Origin of the sequence: Chitinophaga sp., from assembly GCF_039596135.1 — a bacterium.
Lineage (GTDB): Bacteria > Bacteroidota > Bacteroidia > Chitinophagales > Chitinophagaceae > Chitinophaga.
Genome location: NZ_JBCNKH010000029.1, coordinates 56,287 through 80,056, shown reverse-complemented (window position 1 = coordinate 80,056; position 23,770 = coordinate 56,287). Strand labels below are relative to the sequence as shown.

Annotated in this window: 22 protein-coding genes; 15 read left to right on the top strand and 7 right to left on the bottom strand. The window is 45.1% G+C overall.

Translation table 11 applies throughout. The annotated features are described in order from the left end of the window. Positions 1 to 1,047 (top strand): serine hydrolase domain-containing protein (locus ABDW16_RS17710; protein ID WP_343671548.1); only part of this gene is annotated, 1,047 nt, incomplete at its 5' end. A 114-nt stretch (positions 1,048 to 1,161) separates the two neighbouring features. Here ABDW16_RS17710 and ABDW16_RS17705 read toward each other — a convergent pair. From ABDW16_RS17705 to ABDW16_RS17695, 3 genes are all read right to left on the bottom strand, one after another. Next, a complete protein-coding gene (locus ABDW16_RS17705; protein ID WP_343671547.1) occupies positions 1,162 to 1,821 on the bottom strand; it encodes a GDSL-type esterase/lipase family protein in 660 nt (219 codons plus the stop codon). A gap of 34 nt (positions 1,822 to 1,855) precedes the next feature. After that, a complete protein-coding gene (locus ABDW16_RS17700; protein ID WP_343671546.1) occupies positions 1,856 to 2,494 on the bottom strand; it encodes a hemolysin III family protein in 639 nt (212 codons plus the stop codon). Positions 2,495 to 2,804: 310 nt separating this feature from the next. Next, positions 2,805 to 3,296, bottom strand: a complete 492-nt coding sequence (locus ABDW16_RS17695; RefSeq protein WP_343671545.1) for an Lrp/AsnC family transcriptional regulator — start codon at positions 3,294 to 3,296, stop codon at positions 2,805 to 2,807. Positions 3,297 to 3,441: 145 nt separating this feature from the next. On the opposite strand from ABDW16_RS17695, the gene ABDW16_RS17690 reads away from it, so the two are divergent. The 10 genes from ABDW16_RS17690 (at position 3,442) to ABDW16_RS17645 (ending at position 16,076) form a co-directional block, all read left to right on the top strand. Continuing rightward, on the top strand, positions 3,442 to 4,899 hold the full coding sequence (locus ABDW16_RS17690) for a CoA-acylating methylmalonate-semialdehyde dehydrogenase (RefSeq protein WP_343671544.1): 1,458 nt from the start codon (positions 3,442 to 3,444) through the stop codon (positions 4,897 to 4,899). Positions 4,900 to 4,929: 30 nt separating this feature from the next. After that, positions 4,930 to 6,282, top strand: coding sequence for an aminotransferase class III-fold pyridoxal phosphate-dependent enzyme (locus ABDW16_RS17685; protein ID WP_343671543.1), 1,353 nt, complete (start codon positions 4,930 to 4,932; stop codon positions 6,280 to 6,282). A 63-nt stretch (positions 6,283 to 6,345) separates the two neighbouring features. Further along, positions 6,346 to 7,806 carry an NCS1 family nucleobase:cation symporter-1 gene (locus ABDW16_RS17680; RefSeq protein ID WP_343671542.1) on the top strand — a complete coding sequence of 487 codons (1,461 nt, stop codon included), beginning with the start codon at positions 6,346 to 6,348 and terminating at the stop codon, positions 7,804 to 7,806. Then, positions 7,790 to 9,172 (top strand): dihydropyrimidinase, encoded by a 1,383-nt coding sequence (hydA, locus tag ABDW16_RS17675; RefSeq protein WP_343671541.1) that lies wholly within the window; start codon positions 7,790 to 7,792, stop codon positions 9,170 to 9,172. Before ABDW16_RS17680 ends, hydA begins: the two co-directional genes overlap by 17 nt. An 18-nt stretch (positions 9,173 to 9,190) precedes the next feature. Further along, a complete protein-coding gene (locus ABDW16_RS17670; RefSeq protein WP_343671540.1) occupies positions 9,191 to 10,057 on the top strand; it encodes a nitrilase-related carbon-nitrogen hydrolase in 867 nt (288 codons plus the stop codon). Between the two features lie 9 nt (positions 10,058 to 10,066). Then, positions 10,067 to 11,383, top strand: coding sequence for an NAD(P)-dependent oxidoreductase (locus ABDW16_RS17665; protein ID WP_343671538.1), 1,317 nt, complete (start codon positions 10,067 to 10,069; stop codon positions 11,381 to 11,383). Between the two features lie 10 nt (positions 11,384 to 11,393). Next, positions 11,394 to 12,662, top strand: coding sequence for an NAD-dependent dihydropyrimidine dehydrogenase subunit PreA (gene preA / locus ABDW16_RS17660; protein WP_343671536.1), 1,269 nt, complete (start codon positions 11,394 to 11,396; stop codon positions 12,660 to 12,662). Positions 12,663 to 13,227: 565 nt separating this feature from the next. Next, on the top strand, positions 13,228 to 14,937 hold the full coding sequence (locus ABDW16_RS17655; RefSeq protein ID WP_343671534.1) for an arylsulfatase: 1,710 nt from the start codon (positions 13,228 to 13,230) through the stop codon (positions 14,935 to 14,937). Between the two features lie 202 nt (positions 14,938 to 15,139). Then, entirely contained in the window at positions 15,140 to 15,649 is a 510-nt protein-coding gene (locus tag ABDW16_RS17650) for a type II toxin-antitoxin system antitoxin SocA domain-containing protein (protein WP_343671532.1), read from the top strand. A gap of 13 nt (positions 15,650 to 15,662) precedes the next feature. Then, positions 15,663 to 16,076: a hypothetical protein gene (locus ABDW16_RS17645; protein WP_343671531.1), complete on the top strand. Its 414-nt coding sequence runs from the start codon at positions 15,663 to 15,665 to the stop codon at positions 16,074 to 16,076. A gap of 27 nt (positions 16,077 to 16,103) precedes the next feature. On the opposite strand, the gene ABDW16_RS17640 is transcribed toward ABDW16_RS17645, so the two are convergent. Further along, positions 16,104 to 16,793 (bottom strand): DUF92 domain-containing protein, encoded by a 690-nt coding sequence (locus ABDW16_RS17640; RefSeq protein ID WP_343671530.1) that lies wholly within the window; start codon positions 16,791 to 16,793, stop codon positions 16,104 to 16,106. Between the two features lie 126 nt (positions 16,794 to 16,919). Between ABDW16_RS17640 and ABDW16_RS17635 the strand changes: the two genes are divergently transcribed. From ABDW16_RS17635 to ABDW16_RS17625, 3 genes are all read left to right on the top strand, one after another. Continuing rightward, entirely contained in the window at positions 16,920 to 18,650 is a 1,731-nt protein-coding gene (locus tag ABDW16_RS17635; protein WP_343671529.1) for a hypothetical protein, read from the top strand. A gap of 150 nt (positions 18,651 to 18,800) precedes the next feature. Continuing rightward, positions 18,801 to 19,475 (top strand): GNAT family N-acetyltransferase, encoded by a 675-nt coding sequence (locus ABDW16_RS17630; RefSeq protein ID WP_343671527.1) that lies wholly within the window; start codon positions 18,801 to 18,803, stop codon positions 19,473 to 19,475. 18 nt (positions 19,476 to 19,493) lie between these two features. Then, a complete protein-coding gene (locus ABDW16_RS17625) occupies positions 19,494 to 20,372 on the top strand; it encodes a helix-turn-helix domain-containing protein (protein WP_343671525.1) in 879 nt (292 codons plus the stop codon). An 81-nt stretch (positions 20,373 to 20,453) separates the two neighbouring features. Here the strand turns inward: ABDW16_RS17625 and ABDW16_RS17620 are convergent, their stop codons facing one another. Continuing rightward, a complete protein-coding gene (locus ABDW16_RS17620; protein ID WP_343671524.1) occupies positions 20,454 to 21,236 on the bottom strand; it encodes a class I SAM-dependent methyltransferase in 783 nt (260 codons plus the stop codon). A 3-nt stretch (positions 21,237 to 21,239) separates the two neighbouring features. After that, positions 21,240 to 21,968: an MBL fold metallo-hydrolase gene (locus tag ABDW16_RS17615; protein WP_343671523.1), complete on the bottom strand. Its 729-nt coding sequence runs from the start codon at positions 21,966 to 21,968 to the stop codon at positions 21,240 to 21,242. A gap of 96 nt (positions 21,969 to 22,064) precedes the next feature. Between ABDW16_RS17615 and ABDW16_RS17610 the strand changes: the two genes are divergently transcribed. Continuing rightward, a complete protein-coding gene (locus ABDW16_RS17610; protein WP_343671522.1) occupies positions 22,065 to 22,433 on the top strand; it encodes a helix-turn-helix domain-containing protein in 369 nt (122 codons plus the stop codon). Here the strand turns inward: ABDW16_RS17610 and ABDW16_RS17605 are convergent. Beyond that, positions 22,417 to 23,736, bottom strand: a complete 1,320-nt coding sequence (locus ABDW16_RS17605) for an APC family permease (protein WP_343671521.1) — start codon at positions 23,734 to 23,736, stop codon at positions 22,417 to 22,419. The genes ABDW16_RS17610 and ABDW16_RS17605 overlap by 17 nt on opposite strands. Positions 23,737 to 23,770: the final 34 nt, after the last annotated feature.

Sequence of the window (23,770 nt, the reverse complement as noted above, 5' to 3'; positions counted from 1 at the left end):
GAAGAACAAGGCAATTTGAGACTGGATGACAAGTTGAATAAATACATACCGGATTATCCAAAGGGGGATCAGGTTACTATTCATATGCTGCTGAACCAGACAACCGGTATCGCCAACTATACCGAGCTGCCTGATAATGGTCTGCATGCCGATGTGCTGGATGTGTCACCGGCAGAATTTATCCACAGTTTCCAGAATGAACCTTACTTATTCACACCCGGTTCAAAATGGTCGTATAGCAATTCAAATTATTTCCTGCTGGGATACATTGTGGAAAAAGTAACCGGTCAGCCTTTCGTGAATTACCTGAAGGAAATTACGGACAAGGCAGGTTTGAAAAATACCGGCATGGACCGCCCTGATACCATCCTGCCATATCGTACACACGGTTATTGGGAAGGCTATAATATACCTTTCTATACCATGTCTGGTCCGTATGCAGCTGGTGGCATGTATTCTACCGTAGGTGATTTGCTGGCCTGGGATCAGGCATTGCTGGGCAACAAGGTACTGACAGCAGCTACTACAAAGAAAATGACTACTGCTTACATGGGCAACTATGGTTATGGTGTATTTGTAGACAGCCTGGATACGCATCCGAGGATCTGGCATAGTGGCGGTATTCCCGGGTACCGGTCTTTGATCAGCTGGTATAAGGAGGGGGATATCAATGTCATTGTTTTATCCAATAATGAATCCAATGCACAATACGTAGCAGGTGGATTGGCTGGCATCATGCTGAATATGGCTGTGATTAATCCCTATGTTCACAAAGCCGCTGCTATTAATAATGCAGTGATTGATAATTATGTGGGTACTTATATGGCGGGTAATAAAGTAGAACTGATCCGGAAAGAAGGCAAGTTGTACCGCAAGGGGAATGGGATTGATGATATAGAGCTGATTCCTGAGTCAGAAAAGAAATTTTATTATAGTGATGGTACAGACAGGCAAATTGAATTTGTGACAAATGCAAAGGGTGAAGTAGTAAAGGGATATGTAATAATGGGAGGTTTAAAATTACCTTTAGAAAAAATACCTGATTAAATAAAAACAGGATGTCTCAAAAATAAACGAGAATCGCTTAAAAATATTACCTGTCCCCGTCAGGTTCCCGAATAGAAAGAAGGCGTATCAAAAGTCTGATACGCCTTTCCTTTTTTATTTCTTTATCAAAGTCGGTTGAATCAATTTTTTCCATATCTCATACCCATCCTTATTCAGGTGTAGCATATCACTCTGAAAAATCTCAGGTCTTGAATTTCCTTCCTTCGTCAGCATCGGTGTAAACACATCCACCCATGTAATTTTACTCTGCGTTTGCAGGTAATCTTTAATCAACGCATTTGCTTCCTGTACAGTTTGCCTGTATTTATCACGCGAAGGACTTGGTTTAATAGATATATAAGTAACCGGTGTTTCCGGCAGTTTCTCCCTGATGGCAGTGATCAGTCTTTTGGTACGCTCTAGCACAGTATCTGCACCGGCACCATCCGGAATATCATTTTCTCCTACATACAACACGATCTCCCGTGGATGATAAGCAAACACCAGGTCATCCAGGTAAAAGGTGATATCATTCACCACCGCACCACCTATTCCCCTGTTAATGGCATTATACGAAGCAAAAGTTCTTTCCAGGTCTTCCCATTTACGGATAGAAGAGCTCCCTACAAAGAGAATGGGATTGGCTGGTGGGGCATACATCTGGTCATAATGCTTAATCGTTTGTACATCATCCCAAAATCGTGGTTTATCCTGTGCTTTGCTGACCTGTATAACGGTCATGCCTATCAGCAACAGGAGCATGGCTTTCTTCATAACATTCGGTTTAAAAATACCAAGTTAAACAATTCTACACGGATAACAGTACTGCTACGTAATGACAGATAGCAGCGGCGAGCACAAAAGAATGCCATACGGCGTGGGTATAAGATCCTTTTTCGCGAAGGTAAAAGTATACCCCAATGGAATACAGAACCCCCCCGATAGCGATCATCACGATCACAGGTACCGGCAGGTAAGTGAAAAATGTTTTACCGCCTACGATCATGATCCAGCCCATCACGAGATAGATAATAGTGCTTAGAATATTAAACCGCCCTGTAAAGAAAGATTTAAACACAACTCCAACGGCAGTCAGCCCCCATAAAATACAGAGCAGCGTAATGCCGAAGGCATTGTTCATAAACACCAGCAAAAATGGCGTATAGGTGCCGGCAATAAGGAAATAGATGCTGATATGATCCAGCACCACAAAGAGTTTTTTAACCTGTTGATCCTGGGCCAGGTGGTATACGGTAGAGCAGGTGAAGAGCAGAATGAAGCAGAAGCTGTAAATACCGGCGCCTACTATACCCGGGGTATTGCCATGGGTAGCGGCGATACCGGTTAGTACGGGGAGGGCACTGAGGCCAAAGAGGATGCCTACGGCGTGAATGATGCCGTGCATGATCTCCTGTTTGCGGTTGTAGAATGAGTCTAGTACAATCATTGGTTAATCTTTTCGTCCGGAGGCAAAATTAAAGAGAATAGCCCGGAGATACTGTTAAAATAGCGTAAAAAGATAGGTAACCCACTCATATCCCGCAGGTGTTCCATACATATTCCGTATCTCTGTAGATACGGGTTATCTACGGCTTACATACGGAATATATACGGCTTATCTACGGGATACCTCTATGAAAGCGCTATGGTTATGCCCTGAGCGACAACATAGCAAAATGGTCGCACTAAGAAAGTATACCAATCGGTATATTCGTGTTGTGAAAAAACACCGGAAGACCCTCCGGTGTTAGTAGTATTTATTCTTTCAGCAGCATCAGATCAGGCTGTGCGTACTTGTATACCTTAAAATAAATGGTGGTATTTGTCTGGTAGACCCCTTCCATCTCCGACAACTGGTTTACGAACTGTACTAAATGGTCATTATCCCTGCACATGACGTTTACCTCCAGGTCATATGCTCCTGAGGTCATTGCGAGAAAACTCACTTCCGGCAGTTGGGCAATCTGCTTTGCCACCTGCTCCTTAAAGGTTGCCGGCCGGATATACACCGCTATATGTGCATAAGACCTGAACCCTACCTTATCCGGATCTACCCTGCCAATAATATTGATGGTGCCTTCTTCAATCAACCTGTTGAACCTCGTTCTGATGGTGCCAATGGATACGTTCAGCTTTTCTGCAATCAGGGTAAATGATACCCTGCCATCCTGCTGCAGGAATGATAAAATGGAAAAATCAAGATCATCCAGTTGGGTTGGTAACTTCTCGGGTAATTTATGCTTCGCCATAGTAAGGGTTATAATGCAAAAAATGCAGAAATTTCAGAAAGTATGTGATAAATGTACATTTTTTTCAGTAAATTGATGTTATCGTATTAAAAATGTCAGTGGCCTGCCATCCACTAACAACTTTTCCACCAAATACCCCAGGCATATGAAATACGACCAGTTGCAGAATTTTGTAAACGGAAGTTTTACCAAAATCACTTCCGACCGTACGATTCCCGTCATCTCTCCAATTGACGGCACTTTACTGACAGCACTGCCCTGCTCCACGGCTGCAGATCTTGACATTGCTGTGCAGGCAGCAAAAAAGGCCTTTCCTGGCTGGAGCCGCACCCCTATCAAAGAACGGGTACAGGTATTTTTCAGGTATAAATTCCTGCTGGAGAAAAACCTGGAAACACTTGCCGGTTTAATCAGCGAAGAAAACGGGAAGACGTATGCTGAAGCGGTACAGGAAGTAGAAAAATGTATAGAGCTCACGGAGTTCGCTACCTCACTGCCACAGCTCATAGCAGGCGAAGTACTGGAGGTATCCAGCGGGGTGGAATGCCGCACATCCCACGTTCCCGTTGGGGTAGTGGCATCTATCGTACCGTTCAACTTTCCGGCGATGGTACCTAATTGGACCATTCCCAATGCCCTGGCGCTGGGAAATTGCATGGTGATGAAGCCATCGGAAAAGGTGCCTTTAAGTGTGGGCCTGCTCGCTACATTATTAAAAGAAGCCGGGTTGCCGGATGGGGTCTTCAACATTGTCAATGGCGATAGTGAAATCGTGCAGGCAATTTGTGATCATCCTGACATCGAAGCAGTTTCATTTGTAGGTTCAACCAAAGTAGCGAAGATCGTGTACCAGCGTGCTACACAAAGTCTGAAACGCTGCCTGGCCCTGGGTGGTGCTAAAAATCACCTGCTGGTATTGCCGGATGCCAGGCCGGATATGACCGCGCAAAACATTGCTGCTTCTATGAGTGGCTGTGCAGGACAACGATGTATGGCAGCATCTGCCATGGTCGGAGTAGGGGATGTAGACCACATCATAGCACGCCTTTGTGACGAAGCAAAGAAAATCATTCCCGGAAAAAATTTAGGGGCAGTGATTAATAAAGATGCAAAAAACAGAATAGAGCAGTATATTACAGAAGCAGAAAAGAATGGCGCCCGCATATTGGTAGATGGCAGAGGCGCAGCAGTACCGGGTAAGGAAAACGGTACTTACGTCGGACCCACTATTATTGATTATGTTACCCCGGACATGTCCGTAGCGAAGGAAGAAATATTTGGCCCTGTGATCAGTATACTTCGCACTTCCACCGTAGATGAAGCACTTGATATCGAAAATGCAAGCCCTTATGGCAATGCCGCATCTGTATTTACACAGAATGGCAGCATGGCCCGCTATGTGGCGGAGAGAGCCAGTGCCGGTATGATAGGTGTGAACGTAGGCGTGCCCGTACCCCGTGAGCCATTCTCCTTTGGAGGTTGGAATGAAAGTAAATTCGGCGTGGGTGATATCACGGGGAAAAGTTCAATTGAATTCTGGACCAAGTTAAAGAAAAGTACGACCAAATGGAACCCGGAAGAAGGGATTAACTGGATGAGCTAGGAGTATTTCAAGTCTGATAAAAATTATTGTATGTCAGCTACTGTTGACCTGTCAACCGCCCAGGAGATTATCCAGGATAATCTCGACTATACCTTATTTTCATGGAGCAGGCAAAAGGGCCTGCAACCTATTGCTGTCAAGCATGCAGAAGGGGTGTACCTGTATGATTATGATGACAGGCGATACCTGGATTTTTCATCCGGATTGATGAATGTCAATATCGGTCATGGTAACCAGCGGGTCACGGAAGCCGTGATGAGGCAGATGCAACTGGTGAGTTATGTAACGCCTGGCTGTGTGACGGAGGCGAGGGGTGAACTGGGAAAAAAACTGGCTGCTATATCACCAGGTAACCTGACCAAAACACTCTTTACCGTGTGTGGTGCCAGTGCCATTGAAAATGCAGTTAAACTGGCAAGACTCTATACGGGACGACATAAAATTATTACCCGCTATCGCGCATTTCATGGGGCTTCTTATGTAGCAATGAGTGCCGGCGGCGATCCCCGTAAACTGGCAGTAGATGCGCAGCAGGCACCGAACTTTGTGCATGTGGAAGATCCGTACTGCTATCGTTGTCCATGGGGAAAAGAGATCACTTCCTGTTCCCGGGAGTGTGTGAGCCATGTAGAAAGGGTGATTGAGTTTGAAGGCCCGGAAAATATTGCTGCTATTCTGATGGAAGGGGAGAGCGGAAGCTCCGGTTGTATTAAATATCCGCCTGACTATTTGCAAAAGATCAGGGCGCTCTGCGATAAACATGGAATACTGCTTATTGCAGATGAAGTGATGAGTGGCTTTGGCAGAACAGGGAAATGGTTTGCCTGCGATGTACATGGGGTAGTGCCTGATATGATAGCGACTGCCAAGGGAATCACTGCTGGTTATTTGCCATTGGGTGCATTGATAGTGAGTGACCAGATAGCGGCGCATTTTGATGAAAGAACTTTGTGGCTGGGGCTCACTTATTCCGCACACCCCGTATGCTGTGCTGCGGGAGTGGAAGTACTGAAGATATATGAAGATGAACACCTGCTGGAAAATGCTGCGCTGATGGGAGAATATGTGAGTGCGCAGGTAGAACAGATGAAAGCACAACATCCTTGTATCGGGGATTTCAGGACGACTGGTTTGCTGGGGTGTATAGAACTGGTGAAGAACAGGGAGACGAAAGAACCGATGGCGCCATTTAATGCGAAGCCGGAAGAGATGGTGGTGATGAACAAAGTGGCGGCGCGGATTAAGCAATTGGGGATGTATGCATTTGTAAGATGGAACTATGTGTTCATTGCACCACCGTTGAGTATTACAAAAGAGCAGATGGATGAGGGGCTGGCGATTATTGACGATGCGCTGGGGATAGCTGATGCGTATGTAAGCTAATCATTGACGATGTTTTGTTCATTGCTGATGAATAGGTAACCTGAGATACTAACTATTATTCATATGCCTACCAATTTGTACAGTGAAGACCTGGCCCCCGTACCTGCGGGGAGCAGAACCTGGAATACCTGGAACTACGCAGCGCTCTGGATCAGCATGAGCCTGTGCATTCCCACCTATATGCTGGCCAGTTCGCTGATAGAAGGAGGTATGAACTGGTGGCAGGCGATCCTCACCATTTTCGCCGGCAACACGGTTGTATTAATACCGATGATCCTGAATGGTCATGCCGGAACAAAATACGGCATCCCTTTCCCTGTATTTGCCCGTGCCAGTTTTGGAACCAAAGGTGCCAACATACCTGCATTGCTGCGGGCCATTGTAGCCTGTGGCTGGTTTGGTATTCAAACATGGATAGGCGGTTTTGCCATCTACCAGATGCTACGATTATGGATACCGGCAATGGAGCAATTGCCTGCTGTATTTCCTGCGTCGTGGGGATTGGCCACAGGGCCGGCAATCTGTTTTTTCCTCTTCTGGATCCTGAATATGTATGTCGTGTACTTAGGCATTGACAGCATCAAAAAACTATTGGTATTCAAAGCGATCTTCCTGCCCGTTGCGGCACTGGCCTTATTATATTGGGCCATCCATGCCGTGAGCGGGGGATTGGGACCTATATTGACACAACCTTCCCGTTTTCAGACGGCCAGTGCATTTTGGGCATTCTTTATTCCCGGATTGACAGGTATGGTGGGATTTTGGGCTACGCTCTCATTAAATATCCCTGACTTTACCCGTTATGCACGTAGTCAGCAGGCACAGGTCAAAGGTCAGGCATTGGGACTCCCGACATCAATGACATTGTTCTCGTTCATTGGGGTAGTGGTTACTTCTGCTACTACTATTGTATACGGTACTACGATCTGGGATCCGGTGGTATTGGCCGGCAAGTTTGATAATAAGATACTGGTAAGTATTGCAATGATAGCGGTAGCTATCTCCACACTGGCTACAAATATTGCCGCGAATATTGTGAGCCCGGCCAATGACTTTGCACACCTGAACCCGGCAAAGATCAGTTTCCGTACAGGAGGTTTCATCACCGGAATTATTGGGATCCTCATCTTTCCATGGAAACTGGTGGCCGATCCGAGTGGGTACATATTTACCTGGCTGGTGGGGTATTCAAGTTTGTTAGGCCCTGTTGGCGGGATTATGATTGCTGATTATTACATCCTGCGCAGGCAGCACCTGGAACTGGACGAACTGTACCAGCATGATGGGCGGTATAGTTATACAAATGGTTACAACAGGTATGCCCTACTTGCCTTGTTATTAGGTATAGTACCAAATATTCCGGGGTTCCTGGCTACAATACATGTCATAGCTGCCGATGCATTGCCGGCGTGGATTACAGGGATGTATAGTTATGCATGGTTTGTAGGCTTTTTTGTATCAGGTATTGGCTACACACTGATGATGCGTTCAATAAAATCAATCGAATATGTCACTGCTGATTAAAAATGGAAGAATCATAACAGCTGCAGATGATTATGTGGCTGATATTTTTATAGAGGGAGAAGTGATTACAGCTATTGGCAAGCACCTGCCTGTCACTGCCACACGGGAAATAGATGCCAGTGGCAAACTGGTATTGCCCGGTGGCATCGACCCGCATGTTCACCTGGCTATGCCTTTCATGGGCACATTTTCCAGCGATACACACGAAACCGGTACCCGGGCAGCTTTGTTCGGCGGCACTACCACCGTCATTGATTTTGTGCTACAAACACAGGGCCATTCACTAAAAGAAGCCCTCGACGACTGGAACAGCCGTGCACGCGGCACAGCTGTTGGTGATTATAGTTTTCACATGGCAGTGACAGACTTCAACGAAAATACCAAAGCCGAAATAAAGACCATGATCGAGGAAGAAGGAATTACTTCTTTTAAAACCTTCATGGCATACAAAGGTGCATTGATGATAGATGACCGGCAGATGGTAGCCCTTATGCAGGAAGTAAAGAAACATGGCGGCATGGTAACTGTGCATGCCACCAACGGAGATATGATTGATTACCTCGTAGCACAAAACAGGGCGAATGGTAATTTATCGCCCCGCTATCACTACATTTCACAACCGGAAGTAACAGAAGCAGAGGCTTCCAGCCGCTTTGCAGATATTTCGAATTATACCGGTTGCCCGGGATATATCGTTCACCTTACCTGTGAGGGCGCATTGAATGCAGTGCGCAATGCAACCCGCCGTAATCAACATGTATTTGTAGAAACCTGTATTCAATACCTGGTATTGGACAGGTCTTATTATGAAAAAGGAATTGAAAGTGCAAAGTGGGTCATGAGTCCACCCTTAAGGGAACCAAAGGATCAGGCAACCCTCTGGGCAGGAATCAACCAGGGATTGGTGAATGTGGTGGCAACGGATCATTGTCCTTTTATGTGGGAACAAAAACTCATGGGCAAAGATGATTTTTCGAAGATACCCAATGGCCATCCGGCAATAGAAAACAGGATGGAATTATTATACAGTGAAGGGGTGCATGCAAAGAAAATCACACTGAACAAATTTGTAGAAGTGGCCTGTACCAATCCCGCGAAAATATTTGGGATGTTTCCCCGAAAGGGTACCATCGGTATAGGCAGCGATGCCGATATTGTGATATTCGATCCCAATGAGGAACATATATTATCAGTGAGCACCCACCATATGAATGTGGATTACTCCGGTTATGAAGGCTGGCCTGTTACGGGCAAAGTAAAGACAGTACTACTGCGCGGCCAGGTGGCGATAGAAAACGGCGAATGTTTGTTAGCCAAAGGTGCCGGGCAGTTTATTCGCCGCAATAAAGTTAATGGCATTATTTAACCAAAATCATAGAATCGCATGTCACGCATTATCAAATCAGGGTTAATCCAGATGAGCTTACCGAAAACGGAAGGCGAAGGAACGATTGAAGAAATCAAGGAGGCGATGTTTCAAAAGCATGTGCCACTGATAGAAGCGGCGGGAGAGCAGGGAGTGCAGATCCTTTGTTTGCAGGAGATTTTTAATACGCCTTATTTCTGTCCGGGACAGAACAGTGATTGGTATCACTCTGCCGAACCGGTGCCGGGGCCTACTACAGAGCGGATGGCAGCGTATGCGGCGAAATACAATATGGTGATCATTGTACCGGTATACGAAAAGGAGCAGGCAGGGGTGTTGTACAATACGGCAGCGATCATTGATGCAGATGGTAAATACTTAGGAAAATACAGGAAGAATCATATACCACATACTTCGGGTTTTTGGGAGAAGTTCTTCTTCAAACCGGGTAATCTTGGTTATCCGGTGTTTCAGACACGCTATGCGAAAGTGGGAATTTATATCTGTTACGATCGTCATTTTCCGGATGGTGCGCGGGTGTTGGGTTTGAATGGTGCGGAAATTGTGTACAATCCATCTGCTACGGTAGCAGGGCTTTCTCAATATTTGTGGAAACTGGAACAACCTGCGCATGCGGCGGCTAATGGGTATTTTATGGGATGTATTAATAGGGTAGGGGAAGAGAAGCCGTGGAACTTAGGAAAGTTTTATGGGTCGTCTTATTTCGTGGATCCGCGTGGGCAGATTTTTGCCCAGGCATCGGAAGATAAGGATGAATTGCTGGTAGCGGAGTTTGATTTGGATATGATTGATGAGGTGCGGAGTGTATGGCAGTTTTTCAGGGATAGAAGACCGGAGACGTATGGCAAGCTTACTGAACTATAAATTATTATTATGGCCCTTCGGAATAACAGGTTGACCACCGAGGAATACAATGCGCATTTCAGCGATATCCATCCTCCATTTGAATCCCACAGCGCTGCGCTGGTAGAAGCGAACCGTTGCCTGTTCTGCTATGATGCGCCGTGTACAAAAAGCTGCCCTACCAGCATCAATGTACCGAAATTCATTAAACAGATTACAACAGAAAATCTGAAAGGTGCGGCATATACCATTTTCTCTGCCAATATTATGGGTGGCGGATGTTCAAAAGTATGCCCTGTGGAAAAACTGTGTGAAGGCGCCTGTGTATACAACCTTATGGAAGAAGAAGCCATTCCGATTGCAAAATTACAACGCTATGCCACCGAACGGGCTATACAGGAAAAGTGGCCTTTATTTACCCGCCTGCCCTCAAATGGGAAAAAGGTAGCCGTGATTGGTGCCGGGCCGGCAGGATTGAGTTGTGCACATGCACTGTCAAGAGAGGGCGTAGATGTAACGATTTATGAAAAGGAGAGTAAGGGCGGCGGATTAATGACATATGGAATTGCGGCTTATAAAGTAACACCTCAGTTTTGCCAGGAGGAAGTAGATTATATCACCTCATTGGGCGGCATCAGGGTGCTATACAATATGCAACTTGGTAAAGATGTATTATTAGAAACATTACAACAGGAATATGATGCAGTATACCTGGCATACGGTGTCGGACTGGCCAGGCAATTGTCTATACCCGGAGAGCAATTGGATGGTGTGGTAGATGCGATTCGTTTTATCTATGAAATTCGTACAAAAGGTTATCCGGAAATACCGGTAGGCGACGCTGTAGCTGTAATTGGAATGGGCATGACCGCAATTGATGCCGCCACGCAGGCAAAGCGGCTAGGCGCAAAAGAAGTGACACTGGTGTATAGAAGAACCGAGGCAGAAATGTCCTGTACAGCAGCAGAATTGAATATCGCCAAACTGGATGGATGTAATATTATCTGGCTGGCGGCGCCCAAAGAGATTATGGGCGAAAACGGGCAGGTGAAAAAGTTAGTATGTGAAATGATGCGGTTAGATGAAAGAAAATCGCCTGTGGGTACAGGTGAGCTGATAACACTGAATGTGGATATGGTGATTAAGGCAACGGGGCAGTTGCCGTATACAGTGGCTTCTCCGCAGATAGATAGTGACCATGGAAAAGTATTGGTGAATGAACATGCGGCAACTAGCCTGCAAGGAGTGTTTGCGGGCGGAGATTGCGTGAATGGGGGTAAGGAGGTAGTAGATGCGGTGCAGGCGGGAAAAGAAGGAGCGAAAGCAATATTGCAATACCTGTTTTGAAAAATAACTTATGGCAGATCTTTCAACTGATTTTTTAGGAATCAAATCTCCAAACCCTTTCTGGTTGGCAAGTGCGCCACCTACAGATAAGCAGGTAAATGTACTGAGGGCTTTTGAAGCCGGCTGGGGTGGGGTAGTGTGGAAAACCCTGGGCAGCCAGGTGAAAAATGTTTCTTCCCGGTATTCATCAGTGGATTACAATGGCAATCGGGTAATGGGCATGAATAATATTGAACTGATCAGCGACCGGCCGCTGGACATCAATTTAAAAGAGATTAAAGAATGTATCCGGTTATTCCCTGACAGGGCTATGGTGGTGTCATTAATGGCAGATAACAACAGGGAAAGCTGGCATGAATTGATCAAAAAAGTAGAGGATACCGGCGCGCATGGTTTAGAATTGAACTTCGGTTGCCCTCATGGTATGACAGAACGGGGTATGGGGGCGGCTGTAGGGCAAGATCCTGAAATAGCTAAAATGGTGGTGGAGTGGGTGATGGAAGCGGCGCATATTCCTGTAATTACAAAATTAACTCCCAATGTACATTCAGTGGTACCAACGGGTAGAGCGGCAGTAGCCGGTGGTACAAATGCGTTGTCGCTCATCAATACTATTCAGTCTGTGACAGGCGTGGACCTGGATACTTTTGTACCGAATCCCAATGTAGGAGGGCGGTCTACTTTCGGTGGTTATTGTGGGCCGGCTGTGAAGCCGATAGCGCTGAAGTTTTTAACGACAATCAGCCAGGATCCGGTCACCTCACAGGTACCTGTATCGGGTATTGGGGGGATCAGTAACTGGCGGGATGCGGTGGAGTTTATGCTGCTGGGGGCTACCAGTTTACAGGTGTGTACGGCGGCTATGCGGTATGGATTTAGGATCATTGAAGACTTTTGTGAAGGGTTGAATAACTGGATGGATGAAAAAGGATTTGCTACTATTTATGATTTTATTGGTAAGTCAGTACCTACTTTGACACATTGGGAGGAGCTGGATATCAACTATCATATTGTAGCGAATATTAACCAGGATAAATGCATCCATTGTGGGCTGTGTTATATTAGTTGTGAAGATGGATCGCATCAGGCCATTAGTTTGTCTTATGGCAAGCCTTATAATACATATGCTATTAAAGAAGATGAGTGCGTAGGTTGTAATCTGTGTAAATTAGTTTGTCCTGTGGATAATTGTATTACAATGAAAGAACAGCGTCGGGGGGATGAGTACCTGAACTGGAAAGAGTTTCAACGTAGAGGGTTGCCGTTGAATGATCATTGATATCCAGGTTTTGAGGTCAAACCACGGTTCCGTTTTCAGGATTCATTGAACATTGATATCCGGGCGCTGGGGTTATATCCGGCACATTCAGATCTACTTCTCCGGGTTTCATTGAACATTGATATCCGGGTGCTGGGGGCATATCCCGGCACATCCCCATTCCTCTCTCCCGGTTCCTTTTCCTCTCCCGGCGGGGATTTATAATACCAGCCAAAATTAACCCTGTTTTCACCACTGGTTTTGCACCGGGACACCTGCATGCCACCGTTCGTCACGAAAGAGTTATAGAATTCCCATTCGAAGAATTAAATTTGTTTGATATCAGAAAATGGAATACCAGGTCCAATTAAGGAGATTGCCTATGTGAAGAACAGCGTACTACCACGTTAATAACTAAGTGCTGACCACAAACGTGATTAGCACAGTACTAACTACCATTGTGAAAACAACTTTGTACCTGCGTTTCTCCCGGAACGGGGACTATCTGCTGGCAATTCCACAACAGGAGATAATCCTGCATTCTATTCTGATACAAAATCCCAACCGGCAATTTTAAAATGTGACTATGCATAGAAAAAAGCTAATCTTTAGTGCTGCGACTGTTTGTGCAGGAGCAGTGCTGCTGTTCACCCTTGGGGGCTTTAAAAAGGCCGCTCCTCCCGGGAAAAAAACAAGGCCGAATATCGTGGTGATTCTGGCTGATGATATGGGTTTCTCAGATCTGGGTTGTTATGGTGGTGAAATCAATACACCGAATATCAACTATCTCGCAGAGAATGGAATCCGGTACACGCAGTTTTACAACACATCGCGTTGTTGCCCTACCAGGGCTTCATTGCTGACAGGCTTGTACAATCACCAGGCAGGTATTGGCAAGATGACGGATGCGGAAGATGAACCTGGCTATCTCGGCCATATTACAGAGAATGCAGTTACGCTTGCAGAAGTATTGAAATCTGCAGGATATCATACAGCAATGTCTGGTAAATGGCATGTATCCAATACAAATGGTCAGCCTGATCCAAAGGAACAACTGAACTGGCTGAACCACCATACTACTTATCCAACCTTTTCACCTATTGAGCAATATCCTACCAGCAGAGGGTTCGAAAAGTTTTTTGGTACCATTTGGGGGGTAGTGGATTTCTACGATCCATTCAGCCTGGTAAGTGGTACTACACCCATTAAAGAAGTCCCCAAAAATTACTATCATACTGATGCAATCGCAGATACTGCGGTGGCTTACATCAAAGGTTATGCAAATGATGATCAGCCTTTCTTCCTGTACGTAGCGGAGAACGCGCCACACTGGCCATTGCATGCGCTGCCGGAAGATATTGCAAAGTATAAGGATACTTATAAAGGTGGCTGGGAAGCTGTACGTGAAGCACGATATAAAAAAATGGTAAAACTGGGGTTGATTGATTCAGCCACTACTAAACTGTCTCCACGATTTAAAGATGAACAGAGTTGGGCATCCAATCCTGACAAGGAATGGGATGCTGCAGCCATGGCTACACATGCCGCAATGATTGACCGGATGGATCAGGGAATTGGCAGAATTATCAAAGCATTGAAAGAAACGAATCAATTGGATAATACATTGATTGTGTTCCTGAGCGACAATGGTGCGAGTGCAGAAATTTGTAATCACTATGGTCCGGGATTTGACAGACCGAATGAAACACGTGATGGCAGGAAGATTGAATACGGGGATAAGAAAGCGATGCCGGGTCCTGAAACAACGTATTACAGCATTGGTCCACGTTGGGCAAATGTAGCAAATACCCCTTATCGTTACTGGAAGGCAGAATCATTTGAGGGTGGTATTCATACCCCGATGATTGCTTTCTGGCCAAAGGGGATTACTGCAAAGAAAGGTGGTTATAGCAAGCAGGTGGGGCATGTGATGGACTTTATGAATACCTGCATCGAACTGGCAGGGACGAAGCATCCTGCTAACTACAATGGGCATGCAATTCAGGCAGGCAGTGGTGTGAGCCTGGTGCCTTCATTTAAAGGGCAGGTAGTGGCAGGGCATGAAGAGTTGTTCAATGAACACTTTGGTGCAAGGTATGCACGTGTGGGTAATTGGAAGCTGGTGTCTGCCAGTAATGATAGCACCTGGCATTTGTACAACTTAGAAAAAGATAAAAGTGAGACAAATGATCTGGCTGCGCAGGAGCCGGTGCGGGTGAAGGAGCTGGAAGGATTATGGAGAGAGTGGGCGGATACGCATAGTGTGTTGCTAAAGCCAAAAACAAAAAAGAAATAATGAATTAGTTTTTGTAACTTAAATAAAAGCGCGTTAAATGAAGGCAAATCTGAAATAGGTTTGCCTTTATTTATTCATTTATTTGATCAGAATAATTCGCTCATGATCATGTTGATTATCTGATGAAACCCGCTTGTATATTGGGTTTTGTTAGTTAGCTTTGCGAGAATTTATTACGTAACTAAAACCAAAATTGTTTACAATGATCTACAATGTAAAAGTAATTGCTAATTGGTTTTTGACGCGTATGGTAACGGATGCAGGAGATACGATGTCTCATTTAAAATTGCAGAAATTGCTCTACTACGCGCAGGCGTGGCATTTGGCCTTTTATAACAAACCACTGTTTAAAGAAAAAATTGAACCCTGGTCAAAAGGACCTGTTGTTCCCTGTATTTATGACAAATTCAAGGACCTGCCTTTTGAAAGTGCTATTAACCCGTTTAAGGATTATTTTGACATTAAAGATCCCGATTTCTCTGATGAAGCAAGGCATGTACTGGAACAAGTTCATACTACATATGGTGAACACTCTGCTGGTTATTTACAGGAATTAGCTTGCAGAGAATTTCCGTATAGAAATGCAAGAAAGGGATTGGGATTTCACGAAATATCACACGGAGAAATTTCACATAAAGTCATGACTAACTATTATAGAAAAAGATTGCAATATGGAAAATATACATCACAAAAGAAAGCGATATTCCATTAAGGAAAACTCGAATATGCCACAGTCAAATGAGCCTGTCAATCTGCGTCCGGAGGAACTTGATGCATGGCAATTGAACGGTAATGAGGCGCATGTGATGGCATCATTCAGGTTCGTTCAAAATGATTTTCAATGTTTTTCTGATTGGAGTAAACAGGATATGAAGATATTTTGGAATTTCATTAAAAAATTGCATAATAATTCATGGAGAACAGTTTTAGCTGCTGGTGGAAAAGTGGCTAAAACAGGTTTAGCGCCAACAATTATTCCGATCAATAAGTATCCTGATGGTGCTTTGCGTAGGGCAATTGAAAATGAATATGTGATGTTTGAATTTCGAGTGGATCATGTAAAACGGATTCACGGTTTTAGACGCGGGCCCGTTTTTTACATCTGCTGGCTTGACAAGAATCACAAAATTTGTGCATAAAATCGGATGATATACGTTTAACCCCTTTTAAAATAACAAAAACGCGATCAACGCTCCCGTCAATGTATTCAAAAAGTTCACCGTATTATTCCCTATAAGTTTCTTCCGCTCTAACGTCGCTCCTAATACCGAATCAATCACATTCCCTCCAACACCTGCCAGCGTTATAATCCACAAACTCCTGTCCCACATATAAATAAACGCAATTATAAACGCACCAAAAGCTCCTATTAATGTTCCTTCTATACTAATCACCCCATCCAGCCCTTTGGCTTCCTTCCTGAATGTCAGGATATTAAACGTTCTCGTTCCATACACCATGCCTAACTCAGAAGACAGTGTATCTGCAATCGCTGCCGCCAGCGATCCCGATATCATCAACGTATACAGTTCAGTATGATTATAATCAATCATCGCAAGTGCCGCCAGTACCGCAGCCACCCCGCCATTGGCAAGCACCTGCCAGGCATCCCGTATCTCACCATGGGTCTTTCCTTTCAGCGCACGGCCATGGCGGGTAGCCAATACTGATAATACAAAGAAGGTAAATAACTGTAACTCACCCACATATCCAGCCCCTGCAAAGATGACCCATCCCACCACTACTGCTGCCACACCCGCAACAACAGTAAGCTTCTTCGTAATGATACTCAACACCGCTACGATGATAAGCGCAGTCAGTATGATAATATTATTAAATAATGAAGGAAACAACATAGCCCATAAAGGTAGAACATTCCTTTTTTTACCTGGATATATAAAATAATAATACTATATTTGCGACCGGATTAATCCCAATCTGCCTATAACCTAAAGGACAATAAATCAATATAAACCATACCTATGATTAAGTTTAGACCAGCAGTATTCTGGCTGCCCCTTCTTTTGTTGTTAACAGTCTCCAAAGGGACAATTGCACAAGACAGAGAACAAACAAAATCCGACATCGTATTCAAAATGCTTGATTATGATGCACGATTCAGAATGATCTTTGCCTATTCTGACACTGAAAGCCGTACCTATCTTGCGAACACCGCCAAGTCTCAGTACCTGGAATTCAAACAATTGTTAGAACCCAACATGGCCTTCTTTTTAAGCAACGAAAAAGACAAGCTAAAGGAAGCGATAAAGCTGACGGACAAAATCTTATTGAATGATGAGGTTTTCAGCACCCTTGGTAAACCTGATTACCGCAACGACGCCAAACCTGAAAAAGGTGAGAAACTGGAAGACAGGTGGATTGATATCCACAAGGCTATCCTGTATGTACTCATCAAAGACATGGTAGTAAGAGCAAACTTTAAAATCTACACCCGTTTCTCTGAATTTGCAGTAGCTGCAGACGTTTCAAAGAATGGTCCTGCTGCCAGCCATCACTATGCCGATAGTTTGCTGAAAACAGCCCCGGTTGAACTGATGTCTTACTATAATTCCCTGCAGGATGGTAACAACGAAGAATCCAGGATGGCTATCAAAAGCCTGATAGACAACTACAAATCCCGCACTGGTGATCTGTACGCACAAACACTGGCACTGTACGAAAGACCTAACACCCTGCTGGTATCTCCTGAAGGTCAGAAAGACGACCTGCAGCTGAAATCAAAATATGCTTCCAGCAAAATATGGCAGGATGGCCTGATCAGGGAAATGCCTGAGACTGAGAAATTCTCTATCACGATCGTGCCCAATGACAGACCTGATCTGCGCAACGGCATTTACATCTTTGGTAAATACATGCGTGCTAAAAAGGATGAAACGCCTGACATCACTTTTAGGATCGTTTCTCCGGGCCTAACCGGCGTTGATTTTGGCAGAATACGCAGGGTGCCTATCGGCAATAACAGAAACGGTTACCTGTCTACCATCACTTATTATTGCCCTATCAAAATAGAAGTGGTGAACAAAGCTGGTGAGATTGAAAAAACACTCATCGTGATTGATGAAGGCCAGGAATTCAAACAGGAATTTCATGCTAACTACGTGTACCCTGATCCTACCTTCAATGGTGTAGTTCCATTCCGTAGCGATACCCTTTATTACGAAGCACTGGATAAATTCAGGGCTAGTATTATTAGCCGTTTGTACAACGAGCGTTTCAACGATATGGCTGGTGCCATGGCACAGTGGCTGAATGATGCATATGGCTATTATAAAGTGCCGAATAACTTCTACTACCTGTATGATGTAAAGAATCCTGAAAATGGTTTCCAGGAAATCAAAGCACTGGTAGATAGTACTGACTATGCGATTGAGCACCTTGAAACCCAGGAGACTTCTCTGGCTAACAAAGCAGTACTGGCAAGGATGGTAGAAAAATACCAGGAGATTTTGCAACGTCCGGGCATCAGCCAGAACGTAAAGAACCTGTGTGCAAGAAACTCTGTAACATGTGCTTTGCTGTCTGACCAGGTATCACGTGCATTGTACCTGGTGGAAAGATGTAAAGCCATCAATCCAAAAGATAGCTATGCAAGACCATTCAACTTATCTTCTTTCATGTTCCGTACATTGTTTGACGATAAGAGCCAGAAGGTAGTGAAGTTGCCACCGCGCTCTGAGTTGTGGAAATATTAGAGAATTGCTTTCTCTACCAGGTTCTTAAATAACGAGGTTGGGAGATAGCTCTAAGAATTTCTTAATCAGCTTCTCAAATAAAAAAGGTGTTGTCTCAGGAATTTGAGACAACACCTTTTTTTATGGCATAGTATTTACCGCAGTGTTACTATGACAATTTTAGACAACCCTGTCTGGTATGCAATGCAGACAGTGCACCGCGCTTTAGCCCAGGGAACCTCCACCGTACAGCGGTACAAACCCGGCGTCTTACAATTGATGGGAGCTGAACATCCGGAAGCCGCGCCATACAATGAACTGCGCGACTGGCTTACGGTAGGAGAGAAAATGTATATAGTAGGAGACGTGCCTGTAATGCCAGATAACTGGCAATATGTAAAACAGGTAGATTGTTTACAAATGGTATGTGATGTAAAACCTGATGTGCCACAAACTGACGTAATTAAATTAGAAGACAACAACCTGGCTGACATGTTGACATTGATCAATCTTGTGATGCCCGGTTTTTTTTATGAGCAAACTCCCTTACTGGGAGATTATTTCGGTATTTATCAATCGGGTCAGTTAGTTGCCATGGCAGGAGAGCGAATGCGGCTGGATGGCTATACAGAAGTGAGTGCAGTTGTGACCCATCCGGAATTTACAGGTAGGGGATATGCACAGCAGCTGGTGGCACATGTGGTAGCGAAAAACCTGGATGCGGGAGTGTTACCTTTCCTGCATGCAACAGCTACCAATGAACGGGCTGTGAAGGTATATGAGAAACTAGGTTTCAGAACAAGGAGAAAAATAGCCTTTGCCCAATTTGAGTTAATTTCTCTTTGAAATGTGTAATTTTAGGGTATGACACAGTCTAATTATGAGTTACTGCGGTTTGAGCAGATAGGGGGCACCTTTCGGGTGGCTGCTACGGGGGAAAATTATTGTACCCTATCCTCCTATAACAGGCGTGATTTCTATAAAATCTCACTGATCCTGTCCGGAGGAGGGGAGTTGTTTTATGCCAACAGGAATATCAAATTTGACCAGCCAGCCTTGATTTTCACCAATCCGATGGTGCCTTATAGCTGGGCAGATAACCAGGATACAGAAGTGACGGGATTCTTTTGTGTATTTACAGAGACTTTTTTGCAGGAAGGTGGGCGCATGGAGAGCCTGAAAGACTCCAGCCTGTATAAACCCGGTGGGGATCCTTTGTATTTATTGAATCCGGCACAGACGGAGTACCTGAAAGGGATTTTCCTGCGTATGCGGGCGGAGGCGGGTAGTGAATATATCTATAAGCATGAACTGATCCGAAACCACGTACAGCTCATTATACACGAGGCCATCAAAATGGAACCGGCAGTAGCCTATGCTGCTCCTAAGAATGCGGCCAGCAGGATTACCCAGTTATTCCTGACTTTGCTGGAAAAGCAGTTCCCGGTAGATCCACCCCGGTTTACTTTACAATTTAAAAAGGCAGGCGAGTATGCGGAGCAGTTGTCTGTGCATGTCAACCACCTGAATGCAGCAGTGCAGGAAATAACCGGGAAGTCGACCACCGCTCATATTAATGACCGGATCCTGGCTGAGGCAAAATCGTTGCTGAAGCATACGGATATGAGTGTGGCTGATATTGCGTACAGCCTTGGATTTGAATATGCGTCCTATTTTAATAACTTTTTCAGAAAGCATGCAGGGGTGACTCCCCTGGCAGCCCGCAAGGAGGTGAAATTATAAATTGATCCTTTGAAAAGTATAATTTTCCCGGGAGGGCCGGTGTTGATTTTTTGATCAGTTTCGGCAGTTCTTCCTGAATACCTAAAAAGTAGCATGCGTAGCTTTCAGGTACAGGCGCATACTCTTTGCTTCTTCTTTCGCCCACATTCCATACTCTTCTATAGCCTGTAGTCTGGCTGCTTCTGTGATGTAACCATCAGCTACGAGTTGATGGCCTCTTGTCTCTGCTACTTTTTTCCAGAGGGAGATATGCGTGTCAAACCCTTCCATACCGCGTTCCAGGTATTCATCCTGTTGTGTTACAGTGATCTTCAATGCCTGTACATGCACGAGGTCAATCACATGATCAGCGATGGCATTGTCCATACCTGCATCTGCACGCCATTTCAGAAAGGCAGTGTAAAAGTCCTGCATAGATTGTGGTGGGGCAGGATCCCACCTGATGGCTTCATGGTTGTAATCCAATACACAAAGTAGTCCTTTGGGCTTTAACAGGGAGACCATCTTTCTGATCACAATTGCCGGGTTAGCGATCCATTGCAGGGTGCGGGCGGTGGTAATGATATCGAATTTCTCAGCTGGAGAGTAGTCCATAATATCTCCCACTTCAAAGGTGACATTGCCCGGGTTTACCCTGGCCAGCGAAATGAGTTCTTCACTTCTGTCTATACCGGTTACTTTGCCCGCATATTTTGCAATACCTTTTGTAATGGAACCACTACCACAGCCTACGTCAAGAACAGATAGTCCGGGTTGTAAAACGGCGAGGAGGTTAGCATTGGCATTTTCTACGGTACGGGTTTCGAGTACGGCGGCAGTGCCCTGGGGCATGGCGGCACGTTCATAAGAGGTGGATGTTTTCATATTTTAAATATAAAAAAATTCCCCGTCACCCGGTACCCTTACATTCTCCCCTTTGAAAGCAGATCTTATTTCTTCACGGCTTTGTTTAGAATGATTTACAGCCTCGAGATGTACAATAATAAGCTGTGTCTCCGGTACATAAGCCCGTACTTTTTTGATATCATCTATACTCATCACAATCGGATCCCCTTTTACAAATTGTGCGGCACCTCCATTGAGTACGATATGTTTGGGTTGGTATTTATCGATCGCTGTCTGTACATCCTCACACCAGATGGTGTCGCCGGCAATATAGAGGTCATTGATCACATAGCCCGAGACCTTACCCATCAAGGTGCCTATTTCGCCGGTGCCATGCCGGCCGGAGGTTCTATTGATGGTGATGTTCTGCCAGGTGAGGGTATCGTCTATGGGCATGACATTTGAAAATCCTGCATCGCGGACTTTATCTTCATCGCCAGTTTGGCAAAAAAGAGGGATATCTTTAGGCAGGAGCTCTCTCGCAACAGGATCCCAATGGTCATTGTGGAGATGTGTCAGCAAAACTGCGTCTATCTGTTTAACTAATTCCTGTGGGTCTACTGGTAGGTCTACCAGTGGATTGCGGAGCCCATTGTCAGTCATGATAATAGTATCGTAAGCACCTTTGGGGCCTAGCATAGGATCTATGAGGATTTGTTTATCATTTACAGTCAGCACCTGTGTCGCATTGCGCAGCAATTGTAACTTCATCGTAATTCATTTAATTTTGACAACACGAAGGTCAGCGGAATTTGTAGAAAACAGATGAAGTTGACAGAAAGGTAACCAGTATACTTTTTTGTAACCATGGATTATACAGCGTTTAAACATTGCGGGTTGAATGTGGCTTTGGAAGTCCTGTCAGGCAAATGGAAACCTATTATCCTGTTTCATTTGTTTCACCAGCAGGAGATTCGTTTTACAGATTTATGGCGGAATATCCCCCGGGTGGCCAAGAAGGTACTGCTGGAGCACCTGAAGCAGATGGAGGCCGATGGATTGATTATACGTGAGGAAAGGCAGGTATTTCCACCGGAGGTATACTACCGTATTTCTGAAAAAGGCAAGGCACTGGGACCAGCACTGGCGGCGCTGGAAACCTGGGCCAATGAACATGCAGCTGCACAGGTGCAGGAATTAAAAGATAAGAAGAAGGTGGCTAATGGCCAGCGCTGATTTTGTTTTTGACAAAGTAGATGAGGATGCCCAGGGCGGTGACAGCCATTCCCGCCAGCATCATATAACCTGTAGAGCAGAAGATGGCTATCCAGATCAGGATGGCGAGAATTACCGGTATTGGATAGAAAGGCATTCTCCATTTCACAAAGCTCCTGCCTTTACGTTTGTTCAGTACAAGGAGTCCGATGGCCTGACCAATAAACTGGACCATGATACGCATGGCCAGTATGGCTGTGATCACTTCTTTCAGCTTAAAGAACATACTGAATACAAAGGCGACACCACCGAGAAATAACAACGATATATAGGGGAAGTTTTTAGTAGGATGCAGTCTGGCGAAGATCTTAAAGAAGGCCCCGTCTTTGGCCGCTGCATAAGGAATACGGCTGTACCCCAGTGTGGCGGAAAATACAGATGCAAAAGCAATCCAGAGGATCAATACCGTTGCAATCATGGCAGCTGTAGGGCCTGCGAGTTGCTGGATGAATTCACTGATCACGAATTTGCTTTGTTCTATTTGTGACAGCGGCAGCACGGAGGCTACACTGATATTCATGCAGAGATATAGTACCGCGATGCCTGCGATGGAAATGAGCATACTGCGGGGGATATTTTTTTGCGGGGCAATGATTTCGCCACCGAGATGACATACGTTGTAATAGCCCAGGTAACTGTAGACTGACTTTACACTGGCTGCACCCAATGCAGCAGCAAATGCCATGTTGAGTTCCAGGCCGTCGTTGATATGTTTGATCGGTTCCAGGAAATGTCCCTGTGCTATGCCACCGCAGATAATCCAGATCATGGTTACTAACACGCCTATCCAGAGTGTGACACTGATCTTGCCGATGGTTTCAATGTTTCTATATAAGAGGAATACAATGAGAATGATCACGGCACCGCTGACGGCTTTGGTTTCCCAGAACCCAAGTGGGTAGAGGTACATGGTATATTGAGCAAAACCAATGGCAGCAGAGGCGATTACCAGTGGTGCCTGGATCATGGTTTGCCATACGAAGAGAAAACTCATCAGTTTGCCGGTGCGGGGGCCGAAGCTTTCTTTCAGGAAGTTGTAGCTACCACCAGCTTCGGGGAAAGTGGTACCGAGTTCGCTCCAGACCATTGCGTCGATAAAGGAGAGGAGGGCGCCGGCGATCCAGGCGTAGAGGAACCAGGGGCCGTGCATAATTTCTGCGACTACGCTGAGTACGACGAAAGGGCCGATGCCGACCATGTCGGTCATATTGATGGCTGTTGCTTGCAGTAAGGTAAGGTGACGGGAGAGTTGAGATTGACTCATATATACGTAAAAGTAAAACTTTTATCTCATTTAT